At 70.5% G+C, this 18152-nt stretch carries 16 protein-coding genes; 8 read left to right on the top strand and 8 right to left on the bottom strand.

What is annotated here, in order from left to right:
• Nucleotides 1–722: 722 nt before the first annotated feature.
• Together fabI and MKK53_RS00860 are read right to left on the bottom strand one after the other, a co-directional pair.
• A complete protein-coding gene (gene fabI / locus MKK53_RS00865; RefSeq protein WP_243925945.1) occupies nt 723–1547 on the bottom strand; it encodes an enoyl-ACP reductase FabI in 825 nt (274 codons plus the stop codon).
• 118 nt (nt 1548–1665) lie between these two features.
• Nucleotides 1666–2577 (bottom strand): DnaJ C-terminal domain-containing protein, encoded by a 912-nt coding sequence (locus MKK53_RS00860; protein ID WP_243925943.1) that lies wholly within the window; start codon nt 2575–2577, stop codon nt 1666–1668.
• Nucleotides 2578–2806: 229 nt separating this feature from the next.
• On the opposite strand from MKK53_RS00860, the gene MKK53_RS00855 reads away from it, so the two are divergent.
• Nucleotides 2807–3190, top strand: a complete 384-nt coding sequence (locus MKK53_RS00855) for a VOC family protein (RefSeq protein ID WP_243925941.1) — start codon at nt 2807–2809, stop codon at nt 3188–3190.
• Nucleotides 3191–3214: 24 nt separating this feature from the next.
• Here the strand turns inward: MKK53_RS00855 and MKK53_RS00850 are convergent, their stop codons facing one another.
• Both MKK53_RS00850 and MKK53_RS00845 read right to left on the bottom strand, forming a co-directional pair.
• The gene (locus MKK53_RS00850) at nt 3215–4021 is read right to left on the bottom strand and encodes a Crp/Fnr family transcriptional regulator (RefSeq protein ID WP_243925940.1); all 807 of its coding nucleotides are present in this window, start codon (nt 4019–4021) and stop codon (nt 3215–3217) included.
• Between the two features lie 134 nt (nt 4022–4155).
• Nucleotides 4156–4956 (bottom strand): GH25 family lysozyme, encoded by an 801-nt coding sequence (locus MKK53_RS00845; protein ID WP_409564250.1) that lies wholly within the window; start codon nt 4954–4956, stop codon nt 4156–4158.
• A gap of 249 nt (nt 4957–5205) precedes the next feature.
• Between MKK53_RS00845 and MKK53_RS00840 the strand changes: the two genes are divergently transcribed.
• On the top strand, nt 5206–5649 hold the full coding sequence (locus MKK53_RS00840; RefSeq protein WP_243925936.1) for a DUF488 family protein: 444 nt from the start codon (nt 5206–5208) through the stop codon (nt 5647–5649).
• A 7-nt stretch (nt 5650–5656) separates the two neighbouring features.
• Here the strand turns inward: MKK53_RS00840 and MKK53_RS00835 are convergent, their stop codons facing one another.
• Together MKK53_RS00835 and MKK53_RS00830 are read right to left on the bottom strand one after the other, a co-directional pair.
• Nucleotides 5657–6028: a DUF6894 family protein gene (locus tag MKK53_RS00835; RefSeq protein WP_243925933.1), complete on the bottom strand. Its 372-nt coding sequence runs from the start codon at nt 6026–6028 to the stop codon at nt 5657–5659.
• 42 nt (nt 6029–6070) lie between these two features.
• On the bottom strand, nt 6071–6274 hold the full coding sequence (locus MKK53_RS00830) for a hypothetical protein (RefSeq protein ID WP_409564249.1): 204 nt from the start codon (nt 6272–6274) through the stop codon (nt 6071–6073).
• A gap of 183 nt (nt 6275–6457) precedes the next feature.
• Between MKK53_RS00830 and otsB the strand changes: the two genes are divergently transcribed.
• The 3 genes from otsB (at nt 6458) to MKK53_RS00815 (ending at nt 8845) form a co-directional block, all read left to right on the top strand.
• Nucleotides 6458–7204, top strand: a complete 747-nt coding sequence (otsB, locus tag MKK53_RS00825) for a trehalose-phosphatase (protein ID WP_243925931.1) — start codon at nt 6458–6460, stop codon at nt 7202–7204.
• A gap of 161 nt (nt 7205–7365) precedes the next feature.
• Entirely contained in the window at nt 7366–8373 is a 1008-nt protein-coding gene (locus MKK53_RS00820) for a glucokinase (RefSeq protein WP_243925928.1), read from the top strand.
• A gap of 232 nt (nt 8374–8605) precedes the next feature.
• Nucleotides 8606–8845 (top strand): hypothetical protein, encoded by a 240-nt coding sequence (locus MKK53_RS00815; RefSeq protein ID WP_243925926.1) that lies wholly within the window; start codon nt 8606–8608, stop codon nt 8843–8845.
• 36 nt (nt 8846–8881) lie between these two features.
• Here the strand turns inward: MKK53_RS00815 and MKK53_RS00810 are convergent, their stop codons facing one another.
• Entirely contained in the window at nt 8882–10354 is a 1473-nt protein-coding gene (locus tag MKK53_RS00810; RefSeq protein WP_243925924.1) for an MFS transporter, read from the bottom strand.
• Nucleotides 10355–10625: 271 nt separating this feature from the next.
• Between MKK53_RS00810 and MKK53_RS00805 the strand changes: the two genes are divergently transcribed.
• A complete protein-coding gene (locus MKK53_RS00805; protein WP_243925922.1) occupies nt 10626–11849 on the top strand; it encodes a serine hydrolase domain-containing protein in 1224 nt (407 codons plus the stop codon).
• A 30-nt stretch (nt 11850–11879) separates the two neighbouring features.
• On the opposite strand, the gene MKK53_RS00800 is transcribed toward MKK53_RS00805, so the two are convergent.
• Nucleotides 11880–12872 (bottom strand): polyphosphate kinase 2 family protein, encoded by a 993-nt coding sequence (locus MKK53_RS00800; protein WP_243925920.1) that lies wholly within the window; start codon nt 12870–12872, stop codon nt 11880–11882.
• Nucleotides 12873–12968: 96 nt separating this feature from the next.
• Between MKK53_RS00800 and MKK53_RS00795 the strand changes: the two genes are divergently transcribed.
• Nucleotides 12969–13556 (top strand): histidine phosphatase family protein, encoded by a 588-nt coding sequence (locus MKK53_RS00795; RefSeq protein ID WP_243925918.1) that lies wholly within the window; start codon nt 12969–12971, stop codon nt 13554–13556.
• A 122-nt stretch (nt 13557–13678) separates the two neighbouring features.
• A complete protein-coding gene (locus tag MKK53_RS00790) occupies nt 13679–17746 on the top strand; it encodes a Pls/PosA family non-ribosomal peptide synthetase (protein ID WP_243925916.1) in 4068 nt (1355 codons plus the stop codon).
• Nucleotides 17747–18152: the final 406 nt, after the last annotated feature.

Below are 18152 nucleotides of genomic sequence, written 5' to 3'. Positions count from 1 at the left end.
CCGCCGTCATTGCGAACGGAGTGAAGCAATCCAGTAGCGCTACGTCCGCCAGCGGCCCGCCGCCCTGGGTCGCTTCGCTGCGCTCGCGATGACGGGATGGGCCGCTCGGACTCTCCGCCGTCATTGCGAACGGAGTGAAGCACTCCAGCAGCGCTACATTCGCCAGCGGCCCGCTGCCCTGGGTCGCTTCGCTGCGCTCGCGATAACGGGGGTGGGCCGCTCGGATGCTCAGCCATCATTGCGAACGGAGTGAAGCACTCCAGCAGCGCTACATTCGCCAGCGGCCCGCCGCCCTGGGTCGCTTCGCTGCGCTCGCGATGACGGGGTGGGCCGCTCGGACGCTCCGCCGTCATTGCGAACGGAGTGAAGCAATCCAGTAGCGCTACGTCCGCCAGCGGCCCGCCGCCCTGGGTCGCTTCGCTGCGCTCGCGATGACGGGATGGGCCGCTCGGACTCTCCGCCGTCATTGCGAACGGAGTGAAGAATCCAGCACCGCCACACTCGCAAGCGGCCCGCCGCCCTGGGTCGCTTCGCTGCGCTCGCGATGACGGAGGTGGGCCGCTAGGATGCTCCGCCGTCATTGCGAACGGAGTGAAGCAATCCAGCAGCGCCACGTCCGCCAGCGGCCCGCCGTCCCGTAGCCCACAAGCCTGGAGCACATCACGGCCCTGGCGATGGCGGCGTCGGCTGCGGGAGCCCCGCGGGGAACACCCCGCGGGGGTCTAGTCCCGGTCGAGGCTGAGGTCGGGCGCTTCGGGGTTCTTCATGCCGACGACGTGGTAGCCCGCATCCACGTGCAGGATCTCGCCGGTCATGCCCGCGGCCATGTCCGAGACGAGGTAGGCGGCGGTCTCGCCGACTTCGCCGATCGTCACCGTCCGGCGCAGGGGCGCGTTGTACTCGTTCCACTTCAGTATGTAGCGGAAGTCGCCGATGCCCGAGGCGGCGAGCGTCTTGATCGGCCCCGCCGAGATCGCGTTGACGCGGATGTTCTTCGGCCCGAGGTCGGCGGCGAGGTAGCGCACCGAGGCTTCGAGGGCCGCCTTCGCCACGCCCATCACGTTGTAGTGGGGCATCCACTTCTCGGCGCCGTAATAGGTCAGCGTCACCAGCGAGCCGCCGGGCCGCAGGATCTTCTCGGCCCGCTGGGCGATGGCGGTGAACGAGTAGCAGGAGATCAGGAGCGACTTGGTGAAGTTCTCCTCCGAGGTCTCGAGATAACGGCCCGTCAGCTCGTCCTTGTCGGAGAAGGCGATGCAGTGGACGACGAAATCGATCCCCTCGGGGAAGAGGCGGCTCGCCTCGGCGAACACGGCGTCGATGGTCGCCGCATCGGTGACGTCGCAATGGCCGATGACCTGGGCGTCCAACTCCTTGGCCAGGGGCTCCACGCGCTTGCGCAGCGCATCGCCCTGGTAGGTGAAGGCCAGCTCGGCCCCATGGGCGCGGGCGCTCCGGGCGATGCCCCAGGCGATCGAGCGGTTGTTGGCGACCCCCAGGATCACCCCCCGTTTCCCCGCCAGAATCCCGTGCCCGTGTGCCGCCATGACGCTTCCCGGAATAACTCGGCGCCGGTAGCGCCGGGGGTTCCCTTAGCGGAGGCGCGACAAGGACGGAAGTCCGGCCCGCGCGATGCAGGCCGGAATGATCGCCGCGTGGGCCGCCTCAGCCGACCCGGGCGGCCCGGCGGGCGCGGGCGAACTCGGCCAAAGCCTCGTCGTCCCCCGCCGGCAGCATGAGGGCGGTGGTGGCCAGGAGGTCCCCCCGGGATCCGTCCTTCTTCGGCAACCCCTTGCCGCGCATGCGGAAGGTGCGGCCCGAGCTCGTCATCGGCGGCATCTTCATCTCCACGGCGCCGGTCAGCGTCGGCACGCGGATCGTGCCACCGAGGATGGCATCGTCCAGCGGGACATCGACGGCGACGCGGAGGTCCGCCCCTTCGACCGTGAAGCGCGGATGGGCCTGGATGCGGATGGTGAGGAGGGCGTCACCCGGCTCCGAGCGGGGGCCGCCGGGATGGCCGAGGCCGCGCAGGCGGATGGTCTGCCCATCCACCACCCCCCTCGGGATCATCACGTCGACCTCGCGCCCGCCCGGCAGGTTGAGGCGCAGCTTCTCTTCGCCCCCGACCTGCTCCAGGGTGACGATCAGCTCCGCGGCGACATCCTCGCCCCGCGCGGGCTGACGGGCGCCCCCCGGCCCGGCGCCGCCGGCCCGGAAGGCCTCGCCGAAGATGTGCGAGAAGATGTCCTCGCCCATCCCGCCGCCGGCGCCGCCGCCACCCCGGGCGCGGTTCATCGCCTCGAAATCGAAGCCGCGGCCCCCTCCGAATCCCTCGAAGCCGGTCGCGCGCGGCTTGCCCTCGGCGTCGATCTCGCCGCGGTCGAACTGCTTGCGCTTGTCGGCCTCGCCCAGGATCTCGTAGGCCGCGTTCACTTCCGAGAAGCGGTCCTTGGCCTTGACGTCGTTCTTGTTGCGGTCGGGGTGAAACTCCTTGGCGAGCTTGCGATAGGCCTTCTTGATGTCGGCCTCGCTCGCGGCCTTGGGCACGCCCAGCACGTCGTAGGGGTTGCGCATCGGTCGTCTGAAGCTTTCGGCGAAGCGGGAACGCTTCTCATGTGGGAAGCCTGTTGCATCTCTGCAACGGTCACTCCGGCAAAACTCTGCGCGAACGTGCCCGCCGTCAAGCACCCCGTTCGCAGGCCGGGCCGGCGGCGAAATCATCCCCGCGCGGGGGGGCGGGACGCCTCGCGGCCGGGGCCGCTTCACCTTAGACTGAGGCCACGTTCCACGGATGCCGGGTGCCATGAAGTTCCGTTGCGACCACGTCCACCTGCGCAGCCGCGATGCCGGGGCCGCCGCATCCTTCTACGTCGCCATGTTCGGCGCCCGGGAAACGGGGCGCGTCGGCGGAGATCCGGTGCAGCGGGTCATCCTCGACCTCGGCGGCCTGACGGTGTTCATCGAGCAGGCGGCCGCGGAGGTGCATCCCGCGGCCTCGACGCCGTGCCTCGGGGTCGAGCATATCGGGCTCGCCGTCGAGGATATCGAGGCGGCCCTGGCCGAGCTAAGCGGGCGGGGGGTGAAGGTCCGCGTGGGCATCACCGACCGCGGGGCGGGCGTGCGCATCGCCTTCCTCGAGGGGCCGGACGGTGCGCTGATCGAGATCCTCGAGCGCCGGGCGGCCTGATCGCTCACCGGCCACTGCCCCGGCTCAGGGGCGGGCCGTGCCGTCGGGCTCCGCAGCGGTGCAGGTGAAGCGCGCGGCGTGGGGCTCGATCCGCTCCAGGCCGCCCTCGCCGTAGATCGCGCCGAGCACGGTCCGATAGTGCTCGCGCACGCGGGCGTGGCAGTCGCAGGCGGCGGCCTCCATCTTCTGCCGGTCCACCACCGTGATCCGCCCACGCCCGACCTTGATCAGCCCCTGGTCCTGCAGGGTCCGCAGGATCCGGGTCAGGTAGGTGCGCTGGACGCCGAGCATCGCCGCCAGCAGCTCGTGGGTGATCGGCAGGACCGGCGAGCCGATCCGGTCGTGCAGCGTCTGGAGCCAGCGCAGACAGCGCTGCTCGATCGGGTGGAGGGCGTTGCAGGCCGAGGATTGAAGCACCTGAGCCAGCAGGCAGTCCGAGTAGCGGGCGAAGAGGTCGCGCACGGTCGGCGAGTGCCGCTTGATGTCCTGCAGGATCACGGCCTCGATTCGCAGCATCGGCCCGGCGATCTGGACGACGGCATGGGTCGAGGCCGGGACATGCCCCTGGCTCACCACGCCGCCGACGGCCCCCTCATGGCCGATCGTCGCCGTCTCCGCGCTCCGCCCGTCGCTCGTGGTGATGAGGAGCGTGGCGACCGCGTGGTCGCAGGGAAAGGTCACGTGGGTGACCGCGGCCCCCGCCTCGAAGATGGTCGCGCCCTTGGCGTAGGTGACCGGTTCGAGATGGGGGCGCAAAAGGTCCCGGTCGGCGGGGCGGAGCGCTTTCAGCAGAAGGTTGGTGTCGAGGCTTGCGGCTGCGTCGAGGGGCATAGGGGGCGATGCGGGAGGGGTCGATCTTCCTATTGTTTCTATCCAATCGCCCCGCCCGCGTCTGTTCAATCGTAGACGCACTGTGCTGGAATTTCATATGCCACGCAAAATTTCGCACGCGGAAGACAGCGGTCCTATTTATCCGTACAAAATCCCTGGGGAGCCAAGCGCTTGTGCTCTCTCGGATCGCAGTCGGTCGAGAGGAACGAGGCCCAGTCCGACGGTGTCCCGTAGAATGCGTTGCGATCGACGTCGCCGCGCACGCCGGGGACGCGCCCCGTCGAGGTGAACTGCCACAGCATCCATTTGCGGTTCACGAATCGCTGTTCGGGTTCCGCCGCGGTGGAGCGCAGCCAATGCGGATAGTCGGGCAGCTCGCCTTCCAGGACATCCTTGTGGAAGGTGATGTCGGTGTAGATGATCGGGCGCTTGCCCGTGTAGCGCTCCATCTCCTCCAGCATCTCCCGCACCATCGTCAGCGCCTGATCCTTCGGGAGCTTGCGGGGGCAGGTCTGCGAATGCCCGTTCCACTCGACATCGAGCACCGGGGGGAGGGCGGCAGGATCGTTCGGGACGTTCTTCTTGAACCAGTTCATCTGGTCGCGGGCGGAGCGGCACCAGAACACGAAGTGGTAGGCCCCCCGGGGGATGCCGGCCGCCGCCGCGCCGTCCCAATTGGTCCGGAACCGCTCATCGACATGGTCGCCGCCCTCGGTCGCCTTGATGAAGGCGAACTGGGTGCCGGACGCCCGGACGGAGGCCCAATCCACCGGGCCCTGCCACTTGGAGATGTCGATGCCCTGGATCGGGTGGAGCTTGGCCTTCGCCACGCCCGGATGGGGCTTGGCGTCACCCTTGGTCGGGTAGAAGTCGTTGTTCGAGGCGCAGGCCGCGAGCCCTGCCAACAGGGCGACGGCCACCACCCGGCGCGACATGCGCACCACGGCCGAGAACGACGCAGATACTTGATCCGGCGACATCAGCGCTACCGTCCGTTTCTTAGAAAAGCGCCAAAGACAGGCCTATTCGATGAGCCCTGTGCAGTTAACGGACCTTTGCGATCAATGCGGCGGAATTCCGGGACGCGTGGCCGATCAGCGACATCGGAACCTTCGGGAGGGGTTGGAGGCGCCGGTCGCGCGGCGTAAGTGCCCGCCCAACAAGGGAAGTCGGATTGGCCTGACGTGAGCAAGACACTGTTTACCATCGGCTACGAAGGGCTCGATCCGGAGCGCCTCACGGGGGCCCTCCGGTCAGCCGGCGTCGCCGTCCTGGCCGATGTCCGGGCCGTCGCCAACTCGCGCAAGCGCGGCTTCTCGAAGGGCGCGCTGAAGGCCGGGCTGGACGAGGCCGCATTGGGCTACGCCCACCTGCGGGCACTGGGCACGCCGAAATCCGGTCGAGAGGCCGCCCGCGCCGACGATGCGGCGCTCCTGCGCAGGATCTATTGCGAGGAGGTGCTGGAGACCGCGGCGGGAATCGCCGCCCTCGACGACCTCGTCGCCCTGGCGGAGAAGGCGCCCACCTGCCTGCTCTGCTTCGAGCGGGACCCGGCGCGGTGCCACCGCCGCCTGCTGGCCGAGCGGCTCGCGCCGCGCGGCTTCACCGTCACCGACCTGTTCGGCTGAGGGCTCCTCAGACCTGCCCGAAGGCCTGGACCCGGGCGCTCACCGCGCCCGCGAAGCGCCGCATCGGCCGCAGGGCGGCATCGAGGAACGCCGAGGGCCGCTCCGGGCGGGCGGCGGGCTTGCGGCGGTCGGAATCGGCCACGGGGGTGACCGGCAGGTACAGCGCCTCGAAGAAGGAGATCTCCATCAGGCTGGCCCCGGCGACGTCGGTCACGAGGAGCGAGGCGTCGAGGAGCTGAGCCTCGCCGCCATGGCGCTGGATCAGCGCGCGGACCACCGTCGAGGCGGCGGCGCGCAAGCCTTCCGCGTCGACGATCTCCTGGCCGACCTGGTCCGGGACGACCGTACCGTTGACGAGGATGTTGAAGAAGGCACGCATGGGTGGGCGAGGCTTTCTTGCGAGGGAAGGGGTGGAGCCGGATCAGGCGGCCTCGACACCCTGGCTGGGTTCGGTGGCCGATTTCGGATCGAAGGCATCGGCCAGCAGGCCGATGCGGCGCGCCATGTCGCGCACCTCGTTGAGGGCGATGGATTTCTGCCCTTCCTTCACCGCCCGCGTGATGTCGCTGACCTGGGCGGTCGCGATCCGCTTCAGTTCCTCGGCAAGTTGCTGGCTCGTCATCATGTCCGCTGTCCGGCGAGGGAATGACGGCAGGTTCGGCCGGTCTCGTTACCATGGCGTATCCTGGGGCGGTGGATTGCTGTGGATTGAGTGGATCGCCGGCTCGACCGAGCTTCCGGTTGCGTGCAGCCGCCTCTGCGCTAGCTCAGCGTCGAGCTTCTTGGACACGCCGTCAGGACCGCTACGATGGAATGCGCCCTCTTCCTCGACTTCGACGGGACCCTGGTGGAGATCGCGCCGCGGCCCGATGCGGTGCGGGTCGAACCGGGGCTGGTCGCTGATCTGGAACGCCTGCGGGAACGCCTCGGCGGCGCCCTGGCCATCGTCAGCGGGCGGCCGATCGCGCAGATCGACGGGTTCCTGACGCCCGCCCGGTTCGACGCGGCGGGGTTGCACGGCGTCGAGCGCCGCCGGGATGGGGAGGCGGTGTCGGGGGGGCGGCCCGAGGATCACCCCGACCTGCGGGTCCAGGTTGAGCGGTTGCAGGCGCAGGCCGCGGCGCTGGATCATGTGCTGATCGAGGACAAGGGCGCCTCCGTCGCCGTCCACTGGCGGCTGGCGAGCGGGGACGACGCGCAGAGGGCCGAAGCGCTCGTGCGGCAGGCGGCCGAGGCCCTGGGCGGCGCCTACCGGCTGCAGCTCGGCAAGGCGGTGGGGGAGATCGTGCCCGCCCAGGCGACGAAGGCCGTGGCGATCCGCGCGTTCATGGCCGAGCCGCCCTATGCCGGCCGCCGGGCGGTGTTCCTGGGCGACGACAAGACGGACGAGATCGCCTTCGCGAGCGTTTCGGATGATGGCGGCGTGGCGATCCGGGTCGGCGACGGGGAGACCGCCGCCGCCCGCCGCCTGCCGGATCCGGCGGCCGTGCGGGCACTGCTCGCCGCCTGGGCCGCGGGCGGGCCCATCGACCCGGACGCGCTGCCGCCGGCGTGACGGGCAGCCCGGTCCGGGGTGTTTCCACGGCGTCGTGTGGGTCCCTTCCCGCTTGTGGGGAGGGAGGCGGTTGGGGTGGCGTCCCGCCCTTCACGCGGCTTGCGTCACCTGCCACACAGGCGGACGACCGCTTCTGGGGCTCGGCTGGGAGATCAGTGCCGATGTTCGAATTTCCCGTCCTGATCGGCGATATCGGCGGCACCAATGCCCGCTTCGGCCTCGTGACGGAGAGGGGGGGCACGCCACAGCCGCTCTCCCACGAGGCGACCGCGGACCATGCCGACCCGTCGCACGCGATCCGCACGTCCTTGGCCGAGGGCGGAGAGCGGTTGCCCCCCCCGCGCTCGATGATCCTGGCCATCGCCGGCCGGGTGGATGGGCCGGAGATCCAGCTCACCAACGCCCACTGGAAGGTCTCCGGCGAGCGCATCGCCGGGGATTTCGGCCTGTCCTCGACGGTGATCGTGAACGACTACGTCCCCGTCGCGGCCGGCGCGGCGGAGATCGAGCCGCACTCCCTCACACCGATCGGCCATTGCCCGGCGGTCTCCGGGGGCGCCCGCGTCGTGCTGGGCCCCGGTACGGGGTTCGGCGCGGCCGCCCTCGTGCCCTATGCCGCCCACCTCGCCATCGTCTCGACGGAGGCCGGGCACACCGATATCGGCCCCTCCGACGAATTCGAGGAAAAGGTCTGGCGCGCCCTGGAGCGCGTCGAGGACCGGATCACCGTGGAGACCGTCCTGTCGGGTCCGGGCCTCGCCCGCTTGCACGCGGCGGTCGCCCATGTCCGGACCGGGCGCTCGCACGACAAGATCGAGCCCGCCGCCGTCACCGAGGCGGGGCTGAACGCCTCCGATCCGCACGCGGCGGAGGCCCTCGCGCTGTTCTCGCGGATCCTCGGTCGGGTCTGCGGCGACCTCGCCCTGACCTTCCTGGCGACCAGCGGCGTCTATATCGGCGGCGGCATCGCACCGCGCATCGTGAAGGTTCTGGAGGAGAGCGGATTCCGCAAGGCGTTCGAGAGGAAGGCGCCCTTCGCCACGATGATGCGGGGCATCCCGACGAGCGTGATCACCGTCCACGATCCCGCCTTCAACGGGCTGGCCGCGCTCGCCAGCGAAGGGGGGAAATTCGTCTATCACGGACAGGTCTGGCGCCGGCCGGCCTGACCCAAACCATCGCGAATGACATGAATGCAGCTGCATACAGCGCGCGGTATGCAGCTGGTGCATGTCATAATGTGTTGCAGATCGGCGGTTTTGTCTCAGGAACGCGCAGGATACCGCTGGCGAGCGGGGCCATACGCGTTTTGTTGCATTGCGAAATTTTCAAATCGCAACGCACCAATTCTGTGGTTTCTTATGCGGGCCGGGATATCCCGGCGTCGCATCGGAGCACACAATGCGCACGATCATCGCTCTCGCGTCGTCCGCCTTTGCCGCGGCGACCTTCATGGCCGGCATCGCCCAGGCCGACGACCGGATCCACGTCACCCCGCCGATCAGCCGTGAGCACGCCCGCGCCATCGGCGCCGCGCACCCGGCCAGCGAGCTGACGGTCACGCCCCAGCCCGTCGCGGCCGTCCTGCCGCTCCGCCAGGTCTCCGCCGCCGTGGCGCGGGTCGATGTCGCCAACCGCTGACGGTGGCCGGCCCATCGGGGGGCTTCGAGCCCCTCGTTAGGCCGCACCCAACGGCTTCGAGACGTCCTCCAGGGACCGTCCTTCCGCCGCGGTCCCCCAGACGCCGCCGACCACGGCGGCCACGGCCATAAGGGCCGCGCCGAGCAGGTAGCCGGCGAACACGTATTCCCGCGATCCGCTCTCCACGAGGGTGCCGAACAGCAGCGGCCCCGAGACGCCGCCGACGCCCGTGCCGATGGCGTAGAACGCGGCGATGGCCAGGGCTCGGATCTCGAGGGGGAAGGTTTCCGCCACCGTGAGATAGGCCGAGGAGGCCGCCGCGCTGGCGAAGAAGAACACCGCCATCCACACCGCCGTCTGCCCGACCGGGCCGAACGCGTCGATGAGGAACAGGTAGCCCGCGCCCACCAGCATGATGGCCGAGATGCCGTAGGTGAAGGCGATCATCGGCCGCCGGCCGATCGTATCGAACAGCCGGCCGAGCACCACGGGGCCGAGGAACGAGCCGAGGGCGAAGGGCAGCAGGTACCAGCCGACCTGACCGCCGGGAACGTCGTAGAAGCGCTCGAGCACCAGGGCGTAGGTGAAGAACAGGGCGTTGTAGAAGAACGCCTGCCCCATCATCAGGAACAGCCCCACCACGGTCTGCTTGCGGCTGGTCACGAACATCGCCTTGGCGACCTCCGTGAGGGGGGTGTGGTGGCGGACGCGGATCTTGGTGTGCTTCTTCGGGTCCGGGGGCGGCAGCGTCACCCCGGCATCGGTGAACCGCTTCTCGATGGAGGTGACCACCCGGTCGGCCTCGGCCGTGTAGCCGTGGGTTGCCAGCCAGCGCGGGCTCTCAGGGATCCACCGCCGCAGGAACAGGATGACGAGGCCGATGGCGCCGCCGGTCAGGAAGGCGACCCGCCAGCCCCAGGCGGGGTCGATCACCTCCGGCCGCAGCAGCACGATCGACATGAAGGACCCGAGCGCCGCGCCGATCCAGAAGGATCCGTTGATGACGAGGTTCGTCCAGCCCCGGGCACTTGCCGGGACGAGTTCCTGGATCGTCGAGTTGATCGCCGTGTATTCCCCGCCGATGCCGGCCCCGGTGAAGAAGCGGAAGAGGCAGAAGCTCGTCACGTTCCACGACAGGCCGGTGGCCGCCGTCGCCACGAGGTAGAGGGCGAGGGTGATGAAGAAGAGCTTCTTCCGGCCGATCCGGTCCGTCAGCCAGCCGAACCCCACCGCGCCCACCACCGCCCCGACGAGGTAGGACGAGGCGGCGAGCCCCACGTCGAACTCTGAGAACGCCATCGGCGGCTGGCGCAGGGCGCCGACCAGGGAGCCCGCCAGGGTCACTTCGAGCCCGTCGAGCACCCAGGTGATGCCGAGCGCCACGATGACGAGGACATGGAAGCGGCCCCATGGGAGCCGATCGAGCCGGCCCGCGATGTCGGTATCCACCACGCTGCCGATCTCGGCGCGCTCGGGCATGCCGGCCACCCCTTCCACCTTGGTCGCCATCCAGCAGGCCCTTTCGTTCCCAACGAATCGTGATCGGCGATGAGTCGCCGCTCCGAGTCGCTGTTCGCAACGAGTGCCCGCCCGATTCGGTTCGATCCCGTCTTCACGCCCGGAGGCCGGGGTGGTCCCGCGCTCGACGGGGGCGGCCCTCGACGGGCGACGTGTCTCGCCGTCGCCGTCGCGGCGGGTGGCCTATCTCGCCCTGCTCGAAGCCCGCTAGAACCGTCGCCACGGCACGGCGTTCGAAAGCCATGGGCGGAGGGAGAGACGGATGGGCCTGACCACCGAACCGGACCTGAAGGGAGCGGGCGTCTGCCCGCAGCGCCTCGGGCGGATCGCCCCCTGGATGGACCGCCTCGTCGCGGACGGGCGCCTCGCCGGCCTGTCCGTCACGATGCAGCGCCGCGGCAGGACCGTCTTCGCCCGCGCCTGCGGCCAAGCGGACCTTTCCCGCGGCACGCCCTTCACCCTCGATACGGTGGCCCGCATCTATTCGATGACCAAGCCGCTGACCTCCGTCGCGGTGATGCAGCTCTACGAGCAGGGGTTGTTCCAGCTCGACGACCCGGTCTCGCGGTTCCTGCCGGAATTCGCGGAGATGCGCGTCGCCGTCGGCGGCAACCGGGCGAAGCTGGAGACCGAGCCGGCCAAGAGGCCGATCACCGTGCGCGACCTGCTCACCCACACGGCGGGTCTCACCTACGGCTTCATGGAGGCGACGCTGGTGGACGCCGTCTACCGGGAGAAGGGAATCGACTTCCTCGCCCGCGAGGGGACGCTGGCCGAGATGACGGCACGGGCGGCCTCGGCGCCGCTGCTGGCCCAGCCCGGCACCGCCTGGAACTACAGCGTCGCCACCGACGTGCTCGGCCATTTCGTGGCGGTGGTCTCCGGCCGCCCCTTCGCCGACTACCTCCGCGACGAGGTGATCGCACCGCTCGGCATGGTGGACACCGACTTCCACGTCCATCCCGAATGGAGGGACCGGTTCTGCGCCTGCTACGCCTACGACCGGGCGCGGGTGCTGCACCCCTTCGACGGCGCGGTGGAGACGAGCTTCGGGGCGCCCCCGGCCATCCCCTCCGGCGGGGGCGGGCTCGTCTCGACGGCCTCCGACTACCACCGGTTCTGCCGCATGATCCTCAACGGCGGCGAGATCGACGGGCGGCGCCTCCTCGGCCGCAAGACGGTGGCGCTGATGACGGCGAACCACCTGCCGGGCGACCTCGCCTCCATCGGGACGCCGCGCTTCGCCGAGACCTCCTATGCCGGGATCGGCTTCGGCCTCGGCTTCTCGGTGATGTTGGACCCGGCCAAGGCGCAAATCGTCGGCACGCCGGGGGAGGTGGCCTGGGGTGGCATGGCGTCCACCGCGTTCTGGATCGACCCGGCCGAGGAGCTGGCCGTCGTGCTGATGACGCAGCTCGTCCCGTCCTCGGCCCTGCCGATCCGGAAGGAGCTGCGGGTGCTCATTTACGCGGCCCTGGTGGACTGAGGCCGTCCGCGTGCGGACGGCGCCGGGCGGTCAGTCCGGCACCGTCAGGCCGCCGATGTCCTCGGCTCCCTCGGGATAGCGCGGATCCATCGCCTCCAACGTGTCGGCGACGGTCCGGGCCACCACGTAGTTGCGGAACCACTTCCGGTCGGCGGGCACGACGAGCCATGGCGCGGAGGGCGTGGAGCACTGGCCGAGGGCGTCCGCGAACGCCGCCTGGTACGAATCCCACGCCTTGCGCTCCACAAGGTCGGCCGGGTCGAACTTCCAGTGCTTGTCGGGGTTGGCGATCCGCGACTCCAGCCGCTCCTTCTGCTCGTCGCGGGAGATGTGCAGGAAGAACTTCAGGATCGTCGTGCCGTTCGACGTGAGCAGCCGCTCGAAATCGTTGATCAGGCCGTAGCGCCCGCGCCACACCTCCTCCGGCACGAGGCCTTTCACCCGCACCACGAGCACGTCCTCGTAATGGCTGCGGTTGAACACGCCGACCATGCCGCGGCCGGGGGCCCGGCGGTGGTAGCGCCACAGGAAATCGTGGTCCATCTCCTCCGCCGAGGGCACCTTGAACGACGCCACGGTGCAGCCCTGCGGGTTCACACCCTTCAGCACCGCGCGGATGGTGCCGTCCTTGCCCCCGGTGTCGATGGCCTGGAAGACGAGGAGCAGGCTGCGGCGGCGCTCGGCGTAGAGGCGCTCCTGGAGGTCGCTGATGCGGGCGCGTTCCTGCCGCAGGGCGTCCTCGGCCCAGGCCCTGTCGAGGCCGCCATCCTCCCGCGTGTCCACCGCCGAGAGGTCGAAGCTCGCACCGGCCGGAACCCGTACGATGCCGGGCGCGGGCACCGCCGGAGAGGGCTCCCGCCCGGCCGGGGCGGCGGGGCGCGACCCCTGGATCAGCCCCGCGGCGCTCGCCCACAGGGATGTCGACGGCGGTTGCATTTGCCCGTGGGAGAGATCGCCCCGGTCTGTTACTTGCCACGCGGTAACGGGTTGGCCGCTCTTGTGCTTGCCGTGCTTCTTGGACATCCGGTGAGGCCTGTGGGGGGCGTTGCTGTGCGGCTTCGGAACGACCGGGATTCCGGCCCGTTCCCATGGCCGCCTTCCCGGTAAGGAACGTGTGGTTTGCGGACCATCTATTTTATCCGCCACGGCCAGACGGGCTGGAATGCGGAGGGGCGCCTTCAGGGCGCGCACGACATCGACCTCAACGCCGTGGGCGAGGAGCAGGCGGCGTCCGTGGCGCCGCGGCTCGCGGCCGTGGCGGGGCCCGCCCTGGCGCAGGCCGAGTTCGTGGCGAGCCCGCTGCTGCGCACCCGGCGGACGATGGAGATCATGCGCGCGAACCTCGGCCTCCCGCCGGGGGATTACCGCATCGACCCGCGCCTGCGGGAGATCGGCTTCGGCGGGTGGGAGGGCGCCACCTGGGCGGAGGTGCGCCGCCGGGACCCGGCCGGCGCCGGCCAGCGGGACCGGATGCGTTGGCAGCACAGGCCGCCGGGGCAGGGGGGCGAGAGCTACGCCATGCTGAAGGAGCGCGTCGCGCCGGTTTTCGCCGAACTCGGGCCGGTCACGGTGGTTGTCGCGCACGGGGGCGTCGCCCGCGCCATGCTGGTCGCCCTGGAACAGCTCGACACCTACGCCGCACCCCGGCTCGGCATCCGCCAGGGCGAGGTGCTCGTGGTGGACGGGCAGGGGTGGCGCTGGGCCTGACCGGCGGCGGCGGTCACCGACCGTTCAATGTCGGTTCAAAGCCGCCTCGCTAACGGCATGGTCGGCGGGCTATAGGGCGCCGTGACATGAGCGTCGGCAGGAAGCCGGCACCGGAGCAGCGCATGAGCGACCTCGCCGAGAAGTCCCGGCCCGCATCGGCGGCACCGGGCACGCGGCCGGCGGAAGACGGGGCGGTCCTCTACGGCGACAGGCGGCCGGACCTGCTCCGGGACGAGGTGCTCGGGGAAATCTTCCGGGCCTCCGCGCAGGCGCGGCCCGACCATCCTTGCCTGATCGACGGCGCGAGCCTCGTGGCGGGTGGCCTGCACCCGCACCTGACTTACGCTGAAGTGATCGCCAGGGCCGAGCGGATCGCCGCCGGGCTCGCCCACCGGGGCATCGGGCCGGGGGACGTCGTCGGCCTGTGGATGGCCCGGGGGCCGGACCTCCTCGTCGCGCAGATCGGGATCACCCTTTCGGGCGCCGCGTGGCTGCCCTTCGATGCGGAGGCGCCCGCCGACCGGGTCGGCATCTGCCTCGGCGACGCCGCCGCGAAGGCGCTCCTCGTGTCGCCGGCCCTGGAGGCGCAGGCGCCCGCGGGCACGCCCGCCCTTACGCCCGCGCGCCTGCACGCGGACACCCCCGCCGAGGCGCCCGTCCCCGACGCCCGGGCGAAGGGCCTCACCCCCGGCCACCCCGCCTACCTGATCTACACCTCCGGCTCGACGGGCGTGCCCAAAGGCATCGTCATCAGCCACGCCAACATCTGCCAGTTCCTGCGCGCCGGGAACGCCCTCTACGGGATGCGCCCGGACGACGTGGTGTTCCAGGGGGCCTCCGTCGCCTTCGACCTCTCGATGGAGGAGATCTGGGTTCCCTACCTCGTCGGCGCGAGCCTGTACGTGGCGAGCCCCGCGATGATGGGCGACGTGGAGGCGCTGCCCGGCATCATCGCCGCCAACGGCATCACCGTCCTCGACACGGTGCCGACCCTGCTCGCCATGATCACCGGCGACCTGCCGCAGGTGCGCCTCGTGCTGCTCGGCGGCGAGGCGCTGCCCGAGCCGCTGGTCGCCAAATGGGCGACCCCCGCGCGGAAACTGTTCAACACCTACGGCCCCACCGAGGCCACCGTGGTGGCCACCGCCGCCGAGATGCGCCCCGGCCAGCCCGTGACCATCGGCGGGCCGATCCCGAACTACTCGGTCTACGTGGCGAGCGAGGAGCTGCGCCTCCTGGGCCGGGGGGAGCAGGGCGAGCTGCTGATCGGTGGCCCGGGCGTCGCCAAGGGCTATCTCCAGCGCCCCGAGCTGACGGCCGAGAAGTTCATCCCCAACCCCTTCGCCTCGGACGGGTCGGACCCGATCCTGTACCGCTCTGGCGATGCCGTCTCCCTCGACGCCGCCGGCAACATCGTGTTCCACGGGCGGATCGACGACCAGGTCAAGATCCGCGGCTTCCGGGTGGAGCTGGGCGAGATCGAATCGCGCATCCGGGCGGTGCCGGAGATCAATCAGGCGGCGGTGGTGCTGCGCTCCGACGACGGCGTCGACCGCCTCGTCGCCTTCCTCATCCCCGCCCGCGGGCAGGCGGTCGATACGCCGTCCCTGCGCAAGCGGCTGGCGGCGGAGATGCCGCCCTACATGGTGCCCGGCCATTTCGAGGTGACCGAGACCCTGCCGCGGCTGACCTCCGGCAAGGTGGACCGCAAGGCCCTCAAGATCGCCCCGCTCACCGTGGTCTCCGCCGACGGGGAGCAGGAGCCGCCGGAGAACGAGACCGAGGCGGCGCTGCTCGCTGCGGCCAAGCAGGTCTTCGGTGCGCAGCCGATCCCCCTGGAGGGGGACTTCTTCGCCGACCTCGGCGGGCACTCCCTGCTCGCCGCCCGCTTCGTCTCGGCCGTGCGCGAGACCCCGGCGCTCGTGGGCATCACCCTGCCGGACGTCTACGCCAAGCGGACCCTGCGGGCGATGGCCGACGTGCTGATCGAGCGGACCGGTGGGGCGGGCACCGCCGCCGCAATTCGCGACCTCAGCTTCGCGCCGCCGCCGCTCCTGCGCCGGGCCCTGTGCGGGTTGGCCCAGGCGGTGGCGCTGCCGATCCTCATTTCGCTCGCCACGGTGCAGTGGCTCGGCATCTTCGTCACCTACCTGCTGCTCACCGGCGGCGGCCTGAGCTTCTTCGCCGAACTCGGCGTGCTGCTCCTCGTCTACATCGCCATCAACGCCGTCACGGCGGCCATCGCCGTGGCCGGCAAGTGGCTGGTGCTCGGGCGGACGAAGCCCGGCCGCTACCCGCTCTGGGGCGTCTACTATTACCGCTGGTGGCTGGCGCAGCGCCTCGCGCCCCTGGTCCACGTGAAGTGGCTGCAGGGCTCGCCGGCCATCTCCGGCTACCTTCGCCTCATGGGCGCGCGCATCGGCAAGGACACCCTCATCTCCGACATCGAGGTCGGCGCCCCCGACCTTCTCACGGTGGGGGACGGGGCCTCCCTCGGCGGCCGTCTGGTGATCGCCAACGCCGAGATCGTCGGCAACGAATTGGTGATCGGCCGCGTCGAGATCGGCGCCGACGCCAGCGTGGGCACGTCCTGCGTCATCTCGCACGACACGGTGATCGGGCCGCAGGCCGAGATCGCCGACCTCACCACCATCCCCGCCGGCACCCGCGTCGGCGCCGCCGAGCGGTGGGACGGCTCCCCCGGCCGCCGGGTCGGCACCGCCGACGCCAGCGACCTGCCTGCCCAGGCGCAGACCACGCCCGGCCGCAGGGCGGCGTTCACGGCGGCCTACATCGTGCTGCTGGCGGCGATCCCGGCCGTGGGCCTTCTGCCGATCTTCCCGGCCTTCTTCATCTTCGACCAGATCTCGGATTCGCTGTCCGACATCACCGATATCGACTACCACTTCTACCTGCCGATCCTCACATGGCCGACCGCCATGCTGATGACCGCCGGCACGGTGCTGCTCATCACCGGCATCCGCTGGCTGATCCTGCCGCGCACGCGGAACGGCACCTATTCGGTCCACTCCCTGTTCTACCTGCGGAAATGGTCCCTGGCGCTCGCCGTCGAGGTGACGCTGGAGACGTTGGCCTCGCTCTTCGCCACCGTCTACATGCGGGCCTGGTACCGGCTGATGGGCGCCCGGATGGGCGAGGGGGCGGAAATCTCCACCAACCTCGCCGGGCGCTACGACCTCGCCGACGTCGGCGCGCGCAACTTCATCGCCGACGAGGTGGTGTTCGGCGAAGAGGAGGTCCGCCGGGGCTGGATGCACCTGAACCCGGTGCAGACCGGCAAGCGGGTCTTCGTAGGCAACGACGCGGTGGTGCCGCCCGGGGCGGTGATCCCCGACGACGTGCTCATCGGCATCAAATCCAAGCCCCCGGCCAACGAGGCGATGGCACCGGGGGAGACGTGGTTCGGCTCGCCGCCGATCCGTCTGCCGGCCCGGCAGCGGGTCGATCTCGGCTCGGCCGCGCAGACCTACGAGCCGGGCCTGTGGCCGAAGGTGCGGCGCGGGGTGTTCGAGGCGTTCTCGACCTCGTTCTCGCCGATGCTCTACATCACCCTCGCGATCACCGTGATCGACTGGTACTTCTATCCGGCGATCCTCGAGCGCGACTGGTCGGGGCTTGCGGTCAGCTTCATCACGGTGAGCGTGGTGATCGCGCTGATCCAGTCCTCGGCGGTGATCGCGATGAAGTGGCTGCTGATGGGCGTCTACCGCCCGGGCATGCAGCCGATGTGGTCGTGGTGGGCGATGCGCACCGAGGCCATCGCGGTCGCCTACTGGGGCCTCGCCGGCAAGGTGCTGCTGGAGCATCTCCAGGGCACGCCGTTCCTGCCCTGGGCGCTCCGGCTGTTCGGCGTGAAGGTCGGGCAGGGCGTGTGCATGCTGACCACCGACATCACCGAGTTCGACTGCGTGGAGATCGGCGACTTCTGCACGATCAACCGCGTCTCCGCGCTGCAGACCCACCTCTACGAGGACCGGATCATGAAGATCGGCCGGGTGGTGGTCGGGCGCGGCGTCTCGGTGGGGGCGTTCTCGACGGTCCTGTACGACACGAAGGTGGGGGATTACGCCCGCTTGCGCCCGCTCACCATCGTGATGAAGGGCGAGTCGATCCCCGCGAACACCGAGTGGGAAGGCGCCCCGGCGGTGCCGGTGGTGCACAAGGCGTAGGCGGACGCTTCCGCCTCTCCCTCCCCCCTCTGCGGGGGAGGGTGGCCCCCGGAGGGGGTCGGGAGAGGGGAGCGACGGTGCAGAACGAAGCACCCACGCTGCGCCTATTCCGGACGCCGCGCTCCCCTCTCCCCCCCCCCCCTGCTTCCCAGGGGGGGGGGGGAAAAGGGGGAAGGCGTCCCCCCCCCCCCCCCCCCCCCCGCCCCCCGGCCCGGACCCAGCCCCGCGCCGGGCGGGGCCCCCGAGTGACCCGGTGAAACCGCGTGTCGATCCCGTCCGGGGTGATGACAAGCGGCGGGCACACCCCCCCCGGGTCGCCGGGGGGGTGGCGGACGAACAGCCCTTCCTCTGGGGCAAGGCCCACGCAGCGGCCCGAAACCCCGGCTTGGGGTTCGTCGTGGCGGCG

It is taken from the genome of Methylobacterium sp. J-076 (assembly GCF_022829405.1).
Lineage (GTDB): Bacteria > Pseudomonadota > Alphaproteobacteria > Rhizobiales > Beijerinckiaceae > Methylobacterium.
Note: the sequence above shows the minus strand (reverse complement) of the source record. Positions and strands in the feature narration are given on the sequence as shown.